This window comes from Shinella zoogloeoides (assembly GCF_022682305.1).
Classification (GTDB): domain Bacteria; phylum Pseudomonadota; class Alphaproteobacteria; order Rhizobiales; family Rhizobiaceae; genus Shinella; species Shinella zoogloeoides_B.
Genome location: NZ_CP093528.1, coordinates 447501 through 465687, shown reverse-complemented (window position 1 = coordinate 465687; position 18187 = coordinate 447501). Strand labels below are relative to the sequence as shown.

Below are 18187 nucleotides of genomic sequence, written 5' to 3'. Positions count from 1 at the left end.
TCTTGGTCTCCTGTTGTGCGGCGGGATTGCATTGGTCGCGCTGTCACCGCGTCGGCGCGCGCCAGACGAAGCGGCCCTCGCCGTCGTCGTCGGTGAAAAGCGGTGTCGCCCGACCGATCACCGCGGTGGCGGGAAGCGGGCCGAAGTAGCGGCCGTCGAGGCTGTCTGGGACCTCGTGGTTCATGAGGAACAGCTCTCCGTCGCCGATGCGGCGGCAGCCCTGCCAGACCGGCAGGTCACGGCCCTGGCTGTCGCGGTCGAGCGCATCGCCAAGCGGAACGTCGTCGACGCTGATTGCATGCCCGGAGCGGCAGACACGTTGTCCCGGCAGGCCGAGCACCCGCTTCAGAAGCGGCACGCCGCGAGCGACGTAGCCGCGCTCCACGATGAACGAGGCGACGGGCTCGGGCGGCATCACGACGACAAGGTCGGGCACCTCGAGACGACCAACGGGATCGATGGTGTAGAAGCCGACGGGCTCGCTCGCGGTCGCGTTCCAGACGAGCTTCATCGGCAAGGGCGTGGCGCTGGCGAGGGCGATGCCAAGAACGCCGAAGGCGGTCAGCGCAAGGTAATCGAGCCGCGTCATCGCACGATCTCCCGGCGCCGGAGCCATGCCTGATGGCGATCGAACGTGTAGGGACGCGGCGCTTCGCCGGCGTTCATCCAGTGGGCGACGTGCCGCCAGTGGTCGGGGTCGACATCGGCCGGATCGATGCCGAGCGCGTCGATGCCATCGACGTGACGCAGCACGCTCTCGACCTTCGGCCAGCCTTCGATCTTCAGGAGAATTTCGCCGCCGGGCCGCACGAAAGGCAGCGTCTGGTAGGGCGCGCCCGGTGCGACCGAACGCACGATATCGATGCGCGAGATGACCGTGCCGTAGTCGTTCGCGGCCCAGCGAACGAAGGCGAAGACGGTGTTCGGGCGAAAGCAGACGACACGGCGGCGGCGATCGAGGATCTGCTCGTGAGCCTCGCGGCCGAACCTGATCCAGTATTCGATCTTCTTCTCGACCCACGTGAGTTCCACGCGGGTCAGATCATCCGTTGGATTGGCGGACGGCAGCGGGCCGCCGCGCATGCGGGTAGCCGCGATGCCGGTCATTTTGGGTCTCCTTCGGTCGGGGGGAATTCGCGGGCGAGCAGATCGCGCACCATGTCGGCGACGGTCATTCCGCGGCTGAAGGCGGCGACCTTGATGCGGCCGCGCATGGCGGGGGTGACGTCGATGGTCAGTCGGGCGGAATAGACGGCGGCGGCGCCACAAGCGGGCGCGGTGTCGCCGGCCTTGATCCAGCCGCCCGGATCGGCCGGCCGTGTTGCAAAGCCGCGTTTTTCGGTACGCGCTGTCATGACGCGCCTCCGCCGTCGAACGGCAGCACGGATGCGAGGCGCGCGCGGGCTTTCGCAGCCATGTCCGGGTCAATCTCGCAGCCGAGATGGCGCCGGCCGGACAGCCTGCAGGCTTCCCCGGCCGCACCCGACCCCGCGAAAAAATCGCCGAAGAGGTCGCCTTCGGGGCAACTCGTGCGGATCAGGATTTCGGGAAGCGCCGACGGTGTTTCGGTTGGATGGATTGCGCGGCCATGAGCGTTGCGCATGTAGATGACCGAGCGCATCAGGCGCGGCCCGCCGTCATGACTGACGTAGTGACCAGCGTCGATGTGGCCGGTATGGGGAGGACGTTGCTTGCGGTGCACCGTTCGCGCCGCAGCGTCCGGCGTAGTCTGGACATCGTTGTAGATGTCGCGCCAGGCCGCTTCGCCGGGATAGCACTGGACGGCCAGTTCGTGCACCCGCGTGAAGCGATCTGCGTGAAAGCAGGTGCCGTTCTGCTTCTCCCAGACAATTTCCTGTGCCAGGCGAAGCTTGACGTCAGCGAACCGCTCGGCGGTCGCCATGAAGCTGTGCAGCGAGCCAAAGACCCAGATCGAGCCGGTCGGCTTGAGGGCGGCACGCGCGAGCGCCAGCCAGCCCTCGAGGCGCCGATCCCAGGCGAGCGACGTCTCGCCGTACGGCGGATCGGCGAGGATTATGTCGAATGGCCCATGCGACGGCATGTGTTCGCGGCAGTCGCCGGTAAGGACGATCATGACGCCGCCCTCCCGATGCGCAGCCGCTCGATCTCGGTGACGAGGGCCGCAATTTCACGGGCGGCGGGCGATCGCGCATCGATGTCCGACGCAAGCCGCCCGGTCTGTGCGGCGTCGGCGAAGACGACGCGCTGGCCGATGGTGCTGGCGAGCACCGGCGGATCGTGATCGGCGAGCGTTTCAGCCGTCTCGCGGGCGATGACGGTGCGCGCGCCGCAGCGATTGAGCGCAAAACGGGCGACGAGCTCGGGGCGATAGATGCGTGCTTCGCCAAGGAGCGACAGCATCTCGGCCGAGGCCCAGCCGTCGAGTGGCGACGGCTGTACGGGGATGACCACGAGGTCGGCCGCGAGCAGCGCGGAGCGCATGAGGCCTGCGACGCGCGGCGGGCCGTCTATGACGATGTGATCGACGTCACGGGCGAGCTCGGGCGCTTCGCGATGCAACGTGTCGCGCGCCAGGCCGACGACGCCGAACAGGCGCGGCAGGCCTTCCCGCGAGCGTTGCTGCGACCAGTCGAGCGCGGAGCCCTGCGGGTCGGCGTCGATAAGAGTGACGCGCCTGCCTCGGCGTGCCAGCTCGCCGGCGAGATGCAGCGCGAGTGTGGTCTTGCCGACCCCACCCTTCTGATTGAGGAGCGCGATGATCATCGGCGTCCTCCCGGCGGATCGAGAGGGAGACGCGGCGCTCGGGCGTCGTCTGATGTCAGCGAAGCGGAACGGTCGCGGGCTGGGCCCGGTGGCGTCGGCAGGCTCTTCCTGGCGGCGACGCTGAGGTTTCTGGCGGCGTCGCGAATGAGGTTATCCACCTCGCGCGCGCGATCTACAGAGTTAGATTCCTGGTTAGACTCTAAGTTAAGGGCGCGATTTCTTGTTTCTGCGCTGAGACTTAGGTCTGGTTTGGGTTCCCGATAGCACGAGCCCCCGGTTCCCGATAGCACGATACTTCGGGTTCCTGATAGCACGAGGCCGTCCACAGGTTGTCCACAGGCCTGCGCGGGCTCGAAGGCAAGCAGCGTGCGCCCGCCGGGTTCCGTTTCGAGGAACAGCGTGTAGCCGGGAAGCGGCTGTCGCCGGACGATGTCGCGCAGTTCGAAGGCGAAGCGCTTGAACGGCGACAGGCTCCCCGATTTCTGGTGGAGGTGGCGGAAGTCGAAGCGCCAGCCGTGTCGCTGGCGGCCGCCGTGCTTGCGCACGAGGCGATAGAGCCAGCGGTCAAGGCCGCCCGTCAGGTCGAAATAGGCCCGGTCGATCGTGAGCACGAGGGCATCGTCGAGAACGGCCTTGTAGAACCAGTCCGGTACGATCAGCTCGATGCCTTCGGGACGGCCGTCGCGCCCGGTGCGCTCCTGCCACTCGTTGATCCAGGAAAAGCGATGCCGACGGCCTTCGGCCGGCTGGCGGATCGAGGTGGACACCGTTGTCGATTGCAGGCGGTCGAGCGCCGCCTTCAGCCGCTGATAATCGCGCGCGCTCGTGCCGCGACCGACATAGGAGAGAATTTCGTAAGGGGTGGCGGCCATCAGCCGCGACGTGCGAAGCCCGGCGTCGCGCGCTTCAACGATCTGGCTCGCGGCCCAGATCAGGATATCGGCGTCCCAGATGGTCGCCATGCCGTGGTCGTGAACGGCCTCGACCCTGATCGTTACTTTGCCGGCGACGAAATCGATCGGCGCGGTGCGATGGGTCTTGGAGAGGGAGAAAAAGGGATAGGCCATGAGATCCTGTGCGTCTCTTGGCGCGAAGTCGCCGGGGAGCGCGCGAAACAGGTCGAGCTGCCCGCGCTCCGAGAGGGATCGACGTCGCACCGCCATGAACGGAACCGGCCGCGATCAGCGTGCGTAGCGGCCGGCGTGGACCGGCCGGACGGGCGCCTGGCGCTTTGCTGGCAGGATCGAGCCGCGCGGATCCGAGGTGGAGGTCACTGCGCCGCGGGCGGCCCAGCTTTCGAGCTCGTCGATCGCATAGACGACGCGGCCGCCGAGCTTGTGATACGACGGACCGGTGCCATAGGTGCGGTGCTTTTCGAGCGTGCGTGCGGAGAGGCTGAGGAATTCCGCCGCTTCCTTGGTGCGCAGGAAGCGCGGCGGGAGAAAGACGGGTTCGTGTGGCATGGTCGGGCCTCCGTGGTGTTGGGGACGGCCGCTGCGAGAAAGCGGCGGACGGCGACCACGGTGGCGGAGAGAAGGCGGCGAGTTGCAGGGCGAAGTTGGGGGGTATCGAAATCGCCCACCGTCCGCGGCGGGGCGACGCGTCAGGATTGGCGGCGGTGACGGAGAAGCTTTCGATAGCCGCCGGCGATCATGTTGCGGGCATCGCGTAGCAGCGCCTTGATCGCATGGCGGGCAGAAGACGCCTGCCAGTCATCCCGATCGAGACGCTCCTGGTTGAGGACGACGTGCGCGATTTCCTGCTGTGTCGCGCCAGCGCGATGTCCGTCGAACGCGCGGAGCATTCTGCGCTGGCGGGTCCGCTGCTGGGGCGTCAAACGCGTGTCGGGCGGGATGGCGCGCCCGTGCAGGGCCGAAAGGAGGCGGTAAACCGCTTCTATCCGATCGAAGCCGTCGATGCCGAGCGGTATGGCGGCTACCGATGCGGTGCGGCCCTCGACGACGTAGTTGATAATCTGGACGCGCTCATCGTTCGGCAAAGGAAGACGGAAAAAGTCGCGACCGTCGCCGATCGGCGCCGTGCCGCTCCATGGGAGGAGAAGCGGGTAATCTTCAGTGTCACGGAAGTCGCGTGGCGCTTCGATCAGTACGACAACGCTCGTGTCATGGAGCGGGAGCCAGAAAACCGGAGCTTCAGGAGGCGGCGTCAGAGGGTCTACAGGGAAATCGCAGTCCCCAGCGCCGCTGGATCTGCTCGTTCACGGAGGTCGGAGCTCCGCGTTCAGTCACGGATGCTTCGCAGTCCGCATCGTAAGCATCGTTGCGGCGCAGCCATTCCCAGGCCAGATCGGATGGCGTCAGTGTGTCCAGATGGTCGTATTCAGCCGACGAGCGCCATGTAGATGCGTCAGGCGTCATGATGATCCTCCTGCGACTATTGCGACTTGGAGGTTGTAGAATTCCCGTTCGGGTTGGATTTTGGAAGTCACGTTGAAATCAACAGGTGATGCCTTCAGCGCATCACGATCCAGACTTCCGCTGACTTTCACGAACCAGTTCGCGATAACCGTGTTCGGTCATCCAGTGCGCGCGTGCGAGGTGGGAATTGTGGATCAGTCGACAGCGCATCGGATCGTCATGAGGATCGAGGCCGAAGAGGATGTGAATAGCCTCACGCCAGTCGGCCCCCTCCCGCTCGGCGTCGAGCAGCCGCAGATAGAGCTTCATGTGCTCGCGGTCGTAAGTCGTAAGCGTGTCGCTGGACGGTGGCGCGTCCAGGAACGCCGGTATCGCCTGTCCCATCAGAGTACCATAGTCACGTGCACGACGTTCGTTAACTGTCCCCAAGAGCAATACAGTGCTTTTATGTCAGCAAACCGTCTGTTGATGGCGCAAAGCGCTAACCAGGCTGGTCAGCTTGATGCAGCAACAGGACCCCTTCTCCTTTTTCTGTCGCCAGAAGAACGATCCCGGCCGATTCGAGCGCGCGCCGTACGCCATCTCGCGTGGTTTCGAAAACGTCGAATCCGTTCTCGGATTCGAGGCGTTTGAGCGCGGTCAGCGATACTCGGGCCTTGTCAGCGAGCGTCTCCTGTGTCCAACCCAGCAGCGCGCGTGCGGCCCGTGATTGTCGGGCGGTGATCATACATGATCACCTCCCACTTCGACCCGCATGCACTCCAGAACTACGACTATTTTAGTCGCCCTACGGCAGAAATCCACCCCATTTTTGAGCCCAAGCCACTAATAGCTGCGTTTCTCGACCCAGCTCGGCAACTGATTCGGTTTTCCTAGAATGGCCGGAGAAATCGAGGCCGGTCGCACAGGCTGGAGATCTGGCCCACACGGCTTCCGGCCTCGGGCGGGGCGGCTCTGGCGAGCGTGGCCCCAAGCCATAGCCTCGGCCCGGGAGAGGAGGATGGGTTTGGGAAGGAGGGCGAGGGAACCGTCGCCTCCTTCCCATGGGAGGGTTCGAGGGAGGGGTCTCCCTTCCCTCGGGAGGATGTTTGAAGGAGGGGCGCCAGCCCTTCCTTCATGGGAGAGCTGGAGAGGGGCTCACCCCTTTCCAATAGCCGGGAAGGCCGGTCGATCCGGCCGCGCCGGCTCCGCTGACGGTGTGAAGGCGGCAGGCGGCCGAGGCCGCCTGCCGCCCGATCGCTGTCACCAGACGAGACCGTCAATCGCTTCGTAGCGCTCGCGTTCATCGTCCGGCTCTTCGCCCTCGATGGAGAGGTCTGTGGTGAAAGTGTTGAAGTATATGCCCGTCTCGGCGGCGATCTGGCGGGTGATTGCGCACAGGCCGTGCAGGCGGTCGTCGCCTACTTCCTCGCGGGGCGCAGGGAAGTCAGCGAGGAAATGCCACCTTCCGGCGCGGCTGTCGTACCATTCGTTGGTAGACCAGTCGACGTGGACGTCGTTGAGCAAAAGGTCGATGCCATCGGGTTCGCCCCAGTAGTGCGTGAGCTCCTGTCCGGCGCACCAGATCCGCTCGCCCAGATCATCTGCCTCGGGGCCGCTCGGTGCCAGTGCGAGTTCGCGTTCCGCGGCAAGCGCGCCGCGCACAAGATCGACGAGCTGGTCGAGCCGCTCCACGAGCCTGTCGTGTGCTCCGCGGCTGAATTCGTCGTCGCAGCCAAGGCGATTGGCCATCGCCATGAGGCGGAATCCTGCGAACTTCGCGTAAAGTTCGACATAGTGGAAATCAGACATTGTAAGTCTCCTTTCGTTTCTGAGTGCGACCTGGAAAGTCGCGTAAGCCTCTGTTCTAAAAGGAGTATGAGAATATGACTTGATAGAACCGGTTGTTCCATCAACCGTTCCCTACCCGGACGTGCGGAGTTGGCAACGACTCGGTTCGAAGCTCCGGGGACAATGTAGCCACCGGGTCACCGGTACACTGAGCCGTGAGGCGAAGTGGAATCTGCCAGCACAAGGGCGGTGAGGCGCTAGGGATGAGCGGATACGATCAACGTAGGTGAACCTCCGATAAACGTCGTGACGAAAAGCAAGCCAAATGTGCTGAAAGGCTTGGACCAAAAGGTACGCAGCAAGGTGTGGTTCTTTTCAGAGTGAATCACCATGGACATAACGCTGCCGGCGAAGAGGAAGGATCCGACCCGCTCAGAGTGTCAACGGCGGAGTAAAAACCGGCCACGGGGCGGAGCAAAAGTCGGCCACCTTGGCGCGCGCCTGAGACCGCCGGGAGGGCGTAGCCCGAGCGGGGGTCTCGGGCGCGCGCGGCGATTTTCAGAGAAGGCTTCAGCCGGCCTTTCGGGCGCGGCTTTGGGCGAGACGGTAGCTGTCGCCGTTCATCTCGAGGATGTTGACGTGGTGGGTGATGCGATCGAGCAGGGCGCCGGTCAGACGCTCGGACCCCAGAGTTTCTGTCCATTCGTCAAACGGAAGATTGCTGGTGATCATGGTCGCACCGCGCTCGTAACGCTGGGAGATCAACTCGAACAACAATTCCGCGCCGGTCTTGGACAGCGGCACGAAGCCCAGCTCATCGATGATCAGCAGCTTGTAGGCTGCCATCTGCTTTTGGAAACGGAGCAGACGCCGCTCGTCACGCGCCTCCATCATCTCACTGACCAGGGCGGCGGCCGTGGTGAAGCCGACGGACAGCCCCTTCTGGCAGGCAGCCAGTCCGAGGCCGAGTGCGACATGCGTCTTGCCCGTGCCGCTGGGTCCGAGAGCGATCACGTTCTCGCGGCGGTCGATCCACTCGCAACGTGCCAGCTCCAGCACTTGCATCTTGTTCAGCTTGGGGATGGCTGTGAAGTCGAAGCTGTCGAGGCTTTTGACGACCGGGAATTTGGCCGCCTTGATCCGGCGTTCGACCTTGCGGCGATCGCGTTCGATCATCTCCCGTTCGGCAAGCCGGAACAGGTAGTCGATGTGGTCGATGCCCTCGGTGGCGCATAACCGGGCCAGCTTCTGGTGCTCGCGCTGGAAGGTCGGCAGCTTCAGGGCTTTGAGATAATGGGCGAGTAGGATGTCGGGTGCTTCGGTGCTCATGCCGCTTCTCCCGCATCAGACGACAGAAGGCGCATATATGCCTTCGCCGAGGTCTTCTCGACCGTCGTTCTCGGCAGGTAGGGATAGATCGCCAGGTCCAGCCGCGGCGGCCGGCGCTCGACCCGGCACAGGATCAGATGCTTGACGGCATCGAATCCGATTGCGCCGAGCTGGATTGCCTGCTTCACCGCCGCATGCAGGTCGGCGAGCTCGAAGCTCTCCATCAGGCGCAGAACCTGAACGTATTCCCGCCGACCATGCCTGGCCATGCGGCCTTCCATCAGCCGGCGCAGCGTAGCGAACTCTTCCGGCAGGTCCCAGCCTTGCAGAGGGGCGGCCTGATCCAGGGAATTGATCTTCTGCTCGATCAGCGGCAGGTAGTGGATAGGGTCGAAGACGACGTCTTCCCGATCCCAGCACCGCGGATGGCGAGCAATGATCTCGCCACGGCAGCCGATCACCACCTCGTCGACATAGCCCCGCACCCAGACGTCCTGATGACCGTAGGCGACCGGCACGGAATAGTCGTTGGTCTTGTATCGCACCAGGGACTGGGCCGTTACGCTGGTGCTGGCCTGATCGCAGGCATCGAAGGGTGATGTCGGCAATGGACGCATGGCCGCCAGATCCCGCTGCAGGCGCTCGCCGATCGTCTCGCTCTCGCCGCGCAGCCTGTCGCGCTGGCGTTTGCGGCACTGCTCCTCCAGAAAGGCGTTGAACGCATCCCATGTCGCAAACTGCGGGATCGGCACCATGAAGTTGCGCCGGGCGTAGCCCACAAGGCCCTCGACATTCCCTTTGTCATTGCCCTTTCCGGGACGGCCATATCGATCGCGGATCAGGTAGTGGGACAGGAAGCCGCTGAACAACGCCGCCCGCTTGCGGGTGCCGTCGGGCAGGATCTTGGCAACAAGGCAGCGATCGTTGTCATAGACGATCGATTGCGGCACGCCCCCGAAGAAGGCGAATGCATGGATGTGACCGTCCACCCAGGCCTCGGCCACCGCCGCCGGATAGGCCCGAACATAGCAGCCATCACTATGCGGAAGATCCAGCACGAAGAAGCGGGCCTTCTGCTCTATACCACCGATCACCACCATCGCCTCGCCGAAATCGGCCTGCGCGTGGCCCGGCGGATGGGCAAGTGGCACGAACACTTCCTGCCGGCGCTGATCCCGCTCGCGCATGTAGTCCTTGATGATCGTGTAGCCGCCGGTGAACCCGCACTCGTCGCGCAGGCGGTCAAATACCCGCCTGGCCGTATGCCGCTGCTTGCGCGGCACCTTCAGGTCCTCGTCGAGCCAATGCTCGATCGTCGAAACAAACGCATCCAGCTTCGGGCGCCGGATCGGTGATCGCCGCTGGTAACCGGGTGGCGTCGAATACGACACCATCTTCGCCACGCTGTCGCGCGATATGTTGAAATGCTTCGCCGCCTGACGCTGCGTCATCCCTTCCGAAACAGCCAGACGAACCTTCAGATATAGTTCCACGGTGTAGATCCCCTGTCCCTCCTGCGATCATTGCAGAAGGAAGATAGGTGGCCGGTTTTTACTCCGCCCGCAGCAGCATTATGCCGCCGCTACCGTGGCCGACTTTTGCACCGCCGCTCTCAAGTCGCCGTCGGCGAGATTTCTGAGGATGTCGGCGTCTCGCCGCTATTCCACATCTCCACGATCCATAGCTTCCTGTGGTCGGTGATCCGACCGTTCCAAAGCGACATAGCAACCTGGGTTGGCGTCAGGATCGAGGAGAAGATCGCCGAGCGGCGAGCGCATCACGAAAAGCCCCGCACGCAGGCACGAACCAAGGCGCGGTTAGAGATCGAGATCGCCGAACTCGAGGCTCAGTTGGGCGCGATTGCGTCGGTGGATAGATTCACCTACGGCACTGGCAGCAGCTATGCCGAAGGTATTCTGGGTCATGATGACGTCCTCAAACTGACGCCCTATTGTGTGGGCGCGCATCCGCTGTTGCGCAGAGTGATCGCCAGCCGTTTCCCATTTATCTTTGTCGACGAAAGCCAGGACACCAACCCGGAAGTTGTCGAGGCATTGCGCTCGATCGCAGCCGAGCAGCCTAGTTTGTGTGTCGGCTTTTTCGGCGATCCGATGCAGAAGATCTATATGAGCGGCAGCGGCGCTGTTCCGCTTGACGAAGGCTGGGCAAACATCAGCAAGCCGGAGAATTTTCGTTGCCCGACGTCAGTTCTCGCGGTCGTCAACGCCATCCGCGCCGGCGGCGACGGTCTCGTCCAGACACGTGGACGCCGGATCAAGGTCGGCGAAGTAGAACAGCCCGTGGTTGGCACGGCCAACCTGTTCGTTCTGCCGGCCGACCATCAGCGAAGCGCTCGCCTCGCCGCGGTCCGTGCATGGCTCGCAGCGCATACCGAAGACGAGCTTTGGCTGAGCGATGTCTCCGAGGGCGATGTCAGGCTGCTGGTCTTGGTTCACCGGATGGCCGCCGTCCGGCTCGGCTTTCCGAGCCTCTACTCTGCGCTCAACGATCACGCCCCGACCAGCTTTGCCGAAGGAATCGCTGACGGCTCCGCCTGGCCGCTTCGACCTATAGCGCAGCAGATCCTGCCGATCGTCTCGGCAGTTCGGCAAGGCGACCGCTTTACGGTCATGTCGATCCTGCGTCTTGCCAGCCCCAAGCTCCAGCCCGATCGCCTGCGTGGCCAGCCAGCGTCGGCTGTGCTGACAGGACTGCAGCAGGCGGTCGATCACCTCGTAACGATGCTTGCTGACGGTTCGCAAGCGACAGTCGGCGCGGTGATGCGGCACGTCCAGGATACGGACCTGCTTCGACTGGATGACCGCTTCGGACCGCATCTCGTTGACGAGCCGGTGGACGACGGGAGCAGCGGCTTCGCAAATGTTCAGGCTTTGCTCGCCTGTAGCGTCAACGAGCTCTGGGCGTACCGCCGCTACTTCACCGAGGAGTCGCCGTTCGCGACGCACCACGGTGTGAAGGGAGCGCAGTTCGAGCGGGTCCTCGTCGTGGTGGATGACGAGGAGGCGGCGTTCCACCAATACTCTTACGGGAAATACTTCGGCTACGTACCGCTTTCTGACAATGACCAAGCCCGGATTGAGGCTGGCGAAGAGACGGTCCTCGATCGCACGCGGCGTCTTTTCTACGTATGCTGCTCACGCGCCATGACGGATCTTGCCGTGGTGCTCTTCGTGCCGGACGTGCCGACGGCGCTCGCCGCAATCGCAGAAAAAGGGTTGTTCCCGGGCACCTCGGTTTGGGGCGTTGAGGCGCTCGCCTGATCAACGGGAGCGAACGGCACCATCGTGGTATCCGTTTCGGTGTCATGCGAAACAGCGACTGCCTCAGGCCGAAGGCTTCAAGAGGTGAACGCGGGGATATCCCAACCGGGAGGATCATAGATCTTCGAACGCTTGATCTGGCCCGAGAAGCCCGTCGCTTTCGCGATTGCCGCCCTGTCAGCCTTCCCGCCCCGTCGATCCCGGTTCGGATCGGCCATGATCTGCGTGATCATATCGTGAGGATCGACTGGATAACGATAAAGACCGCGGGTATCGCAGTTGCCCGCATCGCCGAAGTGGAGCAAGCGTATTTCGGCCTCGTGCTTGAAGGCGCGGCGCTTGAGAAGAAGCGATCGGGCGAGCCCTCGTGCCGAGATTTCCAGGCGTCCGTTGTTGGCCAGATATGCCTTCAGGGCCGGCTCGGTTTCATAGCTCACGGCGCCTACAAAACAGGTGTCTTGAGGCATGCGAGGGTGAGCTGCGGCAAGCGATGTCAGCAGTTTGCGTGGCGTCGAACGGATACGCAGATACCTCTTACTCGGATCGTTCGCATAAATTCCCCACATCGCTTCCGAGAGGCTGTGCCGCGTCCAGCACTGGCCGACGAAATCATCCTTGAAACCGTAATCGAACCGTTCTCCATCCAACGTTCCGCCGAGGTTGAGCTGGAAATTCTCAAACTTATCCTTCCAATTGCTGATCTTGCTCAGGACGTTCTGGCTGTCGCTGAACAGCGTGAAAACGTACTCCTGCGGCATGATGCGATAGATGTGTTGATCGAGTTCCTTGTCGTCCAGATTCAGGAAATTCATTCTTGTTGTTCCCCCCATTATGACACTCGTAGTTCGAACACGCTATCTGGCCTGACGCGCCGCTTCGTCTCGTCGCCGTTGAACGATGCTTTCCATCAGACGCGGCTGCGGCGTCCTGCCGAAGCGGTTCTGAATGAAGCGCGCCTGATTCTGATCCATGCCGTAGACGAACCGCGATGCGCCTTCGACGACCTGCCGATTGCATTCTTTCACGAGAGCGATCTGGTTTGTGCGCAGGACTCCATCGAGAAAGCCGCGATCATGGGAGGCGATGAAGAGAAGGCGCGGACCAATCGGCAGCGCGATATGGTCACCCTCCTGATCGAGGCCATTCGTCCTGATTATCGGGCGGTCGGAGGTCAGGAATGCGGGGGCGGCTGGCGGTGATTGCAGCACGCGCCAGTCCATTTCGTTGATTTTGCCGCCAACGCTGTCGTGGTCGACCAGGGAATAGAAGACCTGGAACTGATGGCGTTCCTTGATGCCTAGCGGTTGGCCGGCGAGGAACTCGGCAAAGGTCTCTGGATCTTCAGCGCCGCGCGCAGCCTGATAGCGCGCTTCAGCGTCAGCGTCGGTGCGGCTGAAATCCTCGTGCCACCATTCCCTGAAAGCCTCGATATCCTCGGGGCAACGCAGCAGCAGCGACAGGAGAAACCTCGTCCACGCCGAGCGGCTATGGCTGTCCCAAGACGCCTGGTGGCCGTGTCGTTCGAGCATGGTGAGCGCGTTGGACGCCCAGGTATCGAGCGGCTTAAAAAACTTTTCTTCAACCTGCTGTGCAAGGCTCGGCTCAAAGCCCTTCAGTTCATACAGGCGCTCCTGATACCCGGTGCGATCAGGCATGATCTTTCTCGCAACGATTTCATGACGCGGTTTGGTGAACTCCGTGACCTTGCCGTCGGCAGCCGCCCATTTTTTCAGGTAAAACGCTGGAATATAGTGATGCTTTGTTGGAGGGTTTGACGTCATTTACTGTATTAAGCCGTTTTCGTGATATTCCCTCAAACGATAACAAGTACAGAATGTAATTTCACCGGAAATTCCTACCTTTCACCGTTATCAGGCCGATGTGGGCGTGACCGTCCGACAAGGTTCGGCCCCCGAACGGGCTCGGCGGCAGGACGAGCGGACCTGGCGTCGAAGTACCGTGATGAAGCTCGTCCCCGCATCCGCTAAATGCTGGCTCGGGCGTCAGCGAGTGATGCTGCTATCGCGGCCACCGAGCGGAAAAGGACGAGCGGATCATCCCGCGTGGGAAGGAAACCACGCCGTTGCCAGAACTGCGCGGCTTCATTGTCCACGGCGTTGACCATCAGCGCTCGCCCGCCGACCAGACTTGCGGCCTGAACGCAACGCTGAAGCGCATGCTTCACCAAGCCCGTGCCAACGCCGCGTCCCGACCATTCCGTATCGGCGGCAAGCTGGCCGAGAAGAAGGCAGGGGACCGGATCAGGCGGCTGACCAGTGCGGATCGAGCGCGGCAGCACTCCCGGGACAACGGCGGTCGGCGCAAGACCGTAGTAGCCAACGACACGTCCGGCCTCGTGAACGACGAGAACTGCCGTGAAGCCCTTCTGCTGATTGGAGAGAGCGCGTGTCTTCAGCCAGTGATCAAGCGTCGGGTTCCCACAGGAGAACTCGGACACGTCATGCGTGGCGGTGAGCGGTTCGGGAGCCGATAGCGCCACGATTTACCGCTTCGCCTCATAACCGGCTTCCCAGGGTGCCGGCCGCCTGGACAGTTCGACCATTTCCGGAACCGGAGCTGCCGGGGCGGAGAGAACCTCCATGAACCCGGCGAACCCTTCCGGGCTCATACGGATCAAGCTTTGCTCCATGACGACTTCTTCGGCCGCACGCACCGCAGCGTCACGCACGAAGTCGGTGCGCGAGCGCCCACGCAGCGTTGCCGCACGATCGATCATTGCGACATCCGCTTCCGGCAGTCGCATCGAGATCGGATATTCCTTGCGTTCGGCATTGGCGACCATAACTTTTCTCCTTAGCCGCATGATAAGAGATTGTATCGTAAAACGCAATACGCTACGATGGCGTTTATGTTGAGCGATCTGAAAAATGCCATCTCGGTACGACCGGTGGTCCGTTCGGAGACAAAAGCGAACAGGTTATTTCGCTATGCCAGTGCGCGCGGGCACACGCCACGCCACGCCTGCATACGCCGGAACACGGCAATAGTCGCCAAACATTCTATCGTGTTTTCAGTTGCTTATACTTCATATCCGGCAAACTCTACCGGGTATGAGCGTGCGATCAACCCATACTCCGCCGAAAATGAAAAGAAGCGAGCGCGAAGAGCTGCTCGAATCTCTTCTGCTCCACGAGCCGGAACTTACCTTTACTCCTCGTGGCGAGCCCGATCCACGGCTCTTGCGCTTGGTGGCATTTCTGGCGCGGCAAGCTGCTCGGGAATGCTACGCGGAGGAAGTGAAGGCGACGAGGCGACGGGGGAAGCGCGCCTCTTGATGCACCGAGGAGACGCGCATTGAAAGTTGCGATCTATGCCCGCTATTCGTCCGACAGTCAACGTGACGCGTCCATCGCCGACCAGTTTCGGATGTGCCGCCTTCATGCCGAGAAGCAGGGTTGGACCATTGTCGAGGAATACTCTGACCACGCCATTTCCGGCTCCAGCATGATCCAGCGCGCTGGCATCCAGGCGCTGATCATGGATTCCAGCCGCGGCCGTTTCGACCTGATCATGGCCGAGGCGCTGGATCGGATCAGCCGGGATCAGGAAGACATCGCCGGCATCTACAAGCGCATGCGCTATGCCGACGTGAAGATGCTCACCCTGTCTGAGGGCGAGATCAGCGAGTTGCATGTCGGGCTCAAGGGTACGATGAACGCGCTCTTCCTGAAGGATCTGGCCGACAAGACCCGACGCGGGCAGCGTGGCCGTGTTGAGGCGGGAAAATCGGGTGGAGGCAATTCCTACGGCTACGACGTGGTGAAGAGGTTCGACGCCAACGGCGAACCGATCCGCGGCGACCGCACGATCAACGAGGCTCAAGCCGAAGTCGTCCGCCGCATCTTCCGCGACTATGCCGCCGGCAAGTCGGCCAAGACCATAGCCTTCGCGTTGAACAAGGCGGGTATCGCCGCCCCGTCCGGCGGAGAATGGGGCTTCAGCACTATCAACGGCAACCCCAAGCGCGGGAACGGCATCCTCAACAACGAGATGTATGTCGGCAAGATCGTCTGGAACCGTCAGCGCTTCGTGAAGGACCCCGATACAGGCAAGCGCCAGGCTCGCCCCAATCCCGAATCCGAATGGGTCGTTCAGGAGGCACCGGAGCTGCGCATCCTTGACGACGATCTCTGGAATGCCGTGAAGGCGCGGCAGGGCGAAAACCGGACCGAGCGGGACGAGGCCGGTGTCGCCGACATCCGCAAGATGAACTATCGCCGCCGACCCAGGTATCTCTTCTCCGGTCTCACGCGTTGCGCTTGCTGCGGGGGCGGTTACTCGGCGATCTCAGCCACGCTGATTGGTTGCTCGACGGCACGCAACAAGGGAACCTGCGACAACCGCGTCAACATTCGGCGCGAGGAACTCGAAGCGCGGGTACTGAACGCCCTCCGCACCCGCCTTGTTGATCCCGAACTGTTCGCCCGGTTCTGCGAGGTGTTCACCCAGGAAATGAACCGGCTGCGCATGGAAGGCCGCGCGGGGATCGCTGCGGCCGAGGCGGAGGTGGCCAGGATCGACCGGGAGCTCGATACACTGCTCAACCTGATCCTCAAGGGCGGCGCGGCGGATGCCATCAACGCGAAGATGGTCCTGCTGGAAGCCCGGAAGAAGGAACTGGCGCTGTTCCTGGCCGAGGCCGAAGAGCCGCCGCCGCTTCTCCATCCCGCCATGGCGCTGCAATACCGCAACCGCGTCCAGCAACTCTACGAAGCCTTGCAGGATGAAGAGGAAGAGAAGCGGACCGAGGCAGCGGACATCCTGCGCTCTCTCGTGGACAGGATCGTGCTGACCCCCGTCGAAGGCAAGGTGGAGATCGACGTTCAGGGCGATCTCGCTGGAATCCTTATGATTTCCGCTCAAAAGAAAAACCCCGCCTGGGGGCGGGGTGGATCGCAAGTAAAGATGGTTGCGGGGGCAGGATTTGAACCTGCGGCCTTCAGGTTATGAGCCTGACGAGCTACCGGGCTGCTCCACCCCGCGTTATTCGTTTTGTTTTGCATGCAAAAGGGCCGCTTTGAGGGCGGCCCGTTATCGGCTTGGGCCGAGGATTGTTTTGAGAAGACTGATTGATTGCCTTTAGCAGACCTGGCAGCGACCTACTCTCCCGCGTCTTAAGACGAAGTACCATTGGCGCTGGGGCGTTTCACGGCCGTGTTCGGAATGGGAACGGGTGCGGCCACCCCGCCATAACCACCAGGTCGGCTAAGGGCAATCAATTGAGAAGCTGGTAGAAGGGGTTACCTTCGTTTGTCTTTGTTTGTGAACACGCCTGGCATCACCGCCTCTTCTTGAGGCTGGTGAGCATGAACAATGAGAACGATCAAGCCAATCGAGCTATTAGTACCGGTAAGCTTCACACATTGCTGCGCTTCCACACCCGGCCTATCAACGTGGTCGTCTTCCACGGCTCTCAAGGGAATACTCGTTTTCAGGTTGGTTTCCCGCTTAGATGCCTTCAGCGGTTATCCATTCCATATATAGCTACCCTGCTATGCCCTTGGCAGGACAACAGGTCCACCAGAGATATGTCCATCCCGGTCCTCTCGTACTAGGGACAGATCCTGTCAATATTCCTACACCCACGGCAGATAGGGACCGAACTGTCTCACGACGTTCTGAACCCAGCTCACGTACCGCTTTAATTGGCGAACAGCCAAACCCTTGGGACCTGCTCCAGCCCCAGGATGCGATGAGCCGACATCGAGGTGCCAAACAACCCCGTCGATATGGACTCTTGGGGGTCATCAGCCTGTTATCCCCGGCGTACCTTTTATCCGTTGAGCGATGGCCCTTCCACGCGGGACCACCGGATCACTATGACCGACTTTCGTCTCTGCTCGACTTGTCAGTCTCGCAGTCAGGCGGGCTTATGCCATTGCACTCGACGACCGATTTCCGACCGGTCTGAGCCCACCATCGCGCGCCTCCGTTACTCTTTCGGAGGCGACCGCCCCAGTCAAACTACCCACCATACACGGTCCCGGATCCGGATAACGGACCGCGGTTAGACATCCATGACGATAAGGGTGGTATTTCAAGGATGGCTCCACAGAAACTGGCGTCCCTGCTTCAAAGCCTACCACCTATCCTACACATGCCGACACGAATGCCAGTGTAAAGCTATAGTAAAGGTGCACGGGGTCTTTCCGTCTAACCGCAGGAACCCCGCATCTTCACGGGGAATTCAATTTCACTGAGTCTGCGTTGGAGACAGCGGGGAAGTCGTTACGCCATTCGTGCAGGTCGGAACTTACCCGACAAGGAATTTCGCTACCTTAGGACCGTTATAGTTACGGCCGCCGTTTACTGGGGCTTCGATTCAAAGCTTGCACCTCTCCTCTTAACCTTCCAGCACCGGGCAGGCGTCAGACCCTATACGTCGTCTTGCGACTTCGCAGAGCCCTGTGTTTTTGATAAACAGTCGCTACCCCCTGGTCTGTGCCACCCCAAAACACTTGCGTGCCTTGGGGTCACGCTTCTTCCGAAGTTACGCGTGCAATTTGCCGAGTTCCTTCAACGCAGTTCTCTCAAGCGCCTTGGTATGCTCTACCTGACCACCTGTGTCGGTTTCGGGTACGGTCTATACGGTGGAGCTATTTCCTGGAACCGCTTCCCTGCCCACCCAATCCAATAAGGATGAACAAGTTACGCAATCCGTCA

The 18187-nt window shown here is 61.9% G+C and carries 20 protein-coding genes, 1 tRNA gene and 2 rRNA genes (1 of these 23 running past the window's edge); 2 read left to right on the top strand and 21 right to left on the bottom strand.

The features are described from left to right. Positions 1–43 precede the first annotated feature (43 nt). The 14 genes from MOE34_RS02345 to istA all read right to left on the bottom strand — a co-directional run bounded on the left by MOE34_RS02345 (position 44) and on the right by istA (position 9715). Complete coding sequence (locus MOE34_RS02345) at positions 44–589, bottom strand: S26 family signal peptidase (protein WP_242220557.1); 546 nt, start codon at positions 587–589, stop codon at positions 44–46. Next, positions 586–1107: a DUF2840 domain-containing protein gene (locus MOE34_RS02340; RefSeq protein ID WP_242220556.1), complete on the bottom strand. Its 522-nt coding sequence runs from the start codon at positions 1105–1107 to the stop codon at positions 586–588. Before MOE34_RS02340 ends, MOE34_RS02345 begins: the two co-directional genes overlap by 4 nt. Next, on the bottom strand, positions 1104–1355 hold the full coding sequence (locus tag MOE34_RS02335) for a hypothetical protein (RefSeq protein ID WP_242220554.1): 252 nt from the start codon (positions 1353–1355) through the stop codon (positions 1104–1106). Before MOE34_RS02335 ends, MOE34_RS02340 begins: the two co-directional genes overlap by 4 nt. Further along, positions 1352–2095, bottom strand: a complete 744-nt coding sequence (locus MOE34_RS02330; RefSeq protein WP_242220551.1) for a DNA-methyltransferase — start codon at positions 2093–2095, stop codon at positions 1352–1354. Before MOE34_RS02330 ends, MOE34_RS02335 begins: the two co-directional genes overlap by 4 nt. Next, entirely contained in the window at positions 2092–2745 is a 654-nt protein-coding gene (gene parA, locus MOE34_RS02325; RefSeq protein ID WP_242220550.1) for a ParA family partition ATPase, read from the bottom strand. The genes MOE34_RS02330 and parA overlap by 4 nt, the downstream gene beginning before the upstream one ends. After that, entirely contained in the window at positions 2742–3908 is a 1167-nt protein-coding gene (locus MOE34_RS02320; protein WP_242220548.1) for a replication initiator protein A, read from the bottom strand. The genes parA and MOE34_RS02320 overlap by 4 nt, the downstream gene beginning before the upstream one ends. 18 nt (positions 3909–3926) lie before the next feature. Continuing rightward, complete coding sequence (locus MOE34_RS02315) at positions 3927–4208, bottom strand: helix-turn-helix transcriptional regulator (protein ID WP_094543441.1); 282 nt, start codon at positions 4206–4208, stop codon at positions 3927–3929. A gap of 140 nt (positions 4209–4348) precedes the next feature. Further along, on the bottom strand, positions 4349–4744 hold the full coding sequence (locus MOE34_RS02310) for a DUF2285 domain-containing protein (RefSeq protein WP_242220546.1): 396 nt from the start codon (positions 4742–4744) through the stop codon (positions 4349–4351). A 154-nt stretch (positions 4745–4898) separates the two neighbouring features. Then, complete coding sequence (locus MOE34_RS02305; RefSeq protein WP_242220543.1) at positions 4899–5123, bottom strand: transcriptional regulator domain-containing protein; 225 nt, start codon at positions 5121–5123, stop codon at positions 4899–4901. Between the two features lie 102 nt (positions 5124–5225). Continuing rightward, the gene (locus tag MOE34_RS02300; protein WP_094543449.1) at positions 5226–5507 is read right to left on the bottom strand and encodes a DNA -binding domain-containing protein; all 282 of its coding nucleotides are present in this window, start codon (positions 5505–5507) and stop codon (positions 5226–5228) included. A 97-nt stretch (positions 5508–5604) separates the two neighbouring features. Then, a complete protein-coding gene (locus MOE34_RS02295; protein WP_242220541.1) occupies positions 5605–5850 on the bottom strand; it encodes a helix-turn-helix domain-containing protein in 246 nt (81 codons plus the stop codon). Positions 5851–6365: 515 nt separating this feature from the next. Next, on the bottom strand, positions 6366–6914 hold the full coding sequence (locus tag MOE34_RS02290) for a hypothetical protein (protein ID WP_242220539.1): 549 nt from the start codon (positions 6912–6914) through the stop codon (positions 6366–6368). Between the two features lie 549 nt (positions 6915–7463). Next, positions 7464–8222, bottom strand: coding sequence for an IS21-like element helper ATPase IstB (gene istB, locus MOE34_RS02285; protein ID WP_242220538.1), 759 nt, complete (start codon positions 8220–8222; stop codon positions 7464–7466). Next, positions 8219–9715 (bottom strand): IS21 family transposase, encoded by a 1497-nt coding sequence (gene istA / locus MOE34_RS02280; protein WP_431522404.1) that lies wholly within the window; start codon positions 9713–9715, stop codon positions 8219–8221. The genes istB and istA overlap by 4 nt, the downstream gene beginning before the upstream one ends. A 105-nt stretch (positions 9716–9820) precedes the next feature. Between istA and MOE34_RS02275 the strand changes: the two genes are divergently transcribed. Then, complete coding sequence (locus MOE34_RS02275) at positions 9821–11503, top strand: UvrD-helicase domain-containing protein (RefSeq protein WP_242220536.1); 1683 nt, start codon at positions 9821–9823, stop codon at positions 11501–11503. A 77-nt stretch (positions 11504–11580) separates the two neighbouring features. Here the strand turns inward: MOE34_RS02275 and MOE34_RS02270 are convergent, their stop codons facing one another. The 4 genes from MOE34_RS02270 to MOE34_RS02255 form a co-directional block, all read right to left on the bottom strand. Next, positions 11581–12315 (bottom strand): hypothetical protein, encoded by a 735-nt coding sequence (locus MOE34_RS02270; protein WP_242220534.1) that lies wholly within the window; start codon positions 12313–12315, stop codon positions 11581–11583. Positions 12316–12357: 42 nt separating this feature from the next. Next, positions 12358–13284: a DUF4238 domain-containing protein gene (locus MOE34_RS02265; RefSeq protein ID WP_242220532.1), complete on the bottom strand. Its 927-nt coding sequence runs from the start codon at positions 13282–13284 to the stop codon at positions 12358–12360. A 203-nt stretch (positions 13285–13487) separates the two neighbouring features. Then, the gene (locus MOE34_RS02260) at positions 13488–14003 is read right to left on the bottom strand and encodes a GNAT family N-acetyltransferase (protein ID WP_242220530.1); all 516 of its coding nucleotides are present in this window, start codon (positions 14001–14003) and stop codon (positions 13488–13490) included. 3 nt (positions 14004–14006) lie between these two features. After that, the gene (locus MOE34_RS02255) at positions 14007–14306 is read right to left on the bottom strand and encodes a DUF1778 domain-containing protein (protein WP_242220529.1); all 300 of its coding nucleotides are present in this window, start codon (positions 14304–14306) and stop codon (positions 14007–14009) included. Between the two features lie 512 nt (positions 14307–14818). Between MOE34_RS02255 and MOE34_RS02250 the strand changes: the two genes are divergently transcribed. Then, positions 14819–16474: a recombinase family protein gene (locus MOE34_RS02250; protein WP_242223704.1), complete on the top strand. Its 1656-nt coding sequence runs from the start codon at positions 14819–14821 to the stop codon at positions 16472–16474. Here the strand turns inward: MOE34_RS02250 and MOE34_RS02245 are convergent. The 3 genes from MOE34_RS02245 to MOE34_RS02235 form a co-directional block, all read right to left on the bottom strand. Beyond that, positions 16431–16507: transfer RNA gene (locus MOE34_RS02245), tRNA-Met, on the bottom strand. The genes MOE34_RS02250 and MOE34_RS02245 overlap by 44 nt on opposite strands. A gap of 103 nt (positions 16508–16610) precedes the next feature. Further along, positions 16611–16725: ribosomal RNA gene (rrf, locus tag MOE34_RS02240) — 5S ribosomal RNA — on the bottom strand. Between the two features lie 118 nt (positions 16726–16843). Continuing rightward, positions 16844–18187, bottom strand: a 23S ribosomal RNA gene (locus MOE34_RS02235); it runs 1540 nt beyond the window's last position.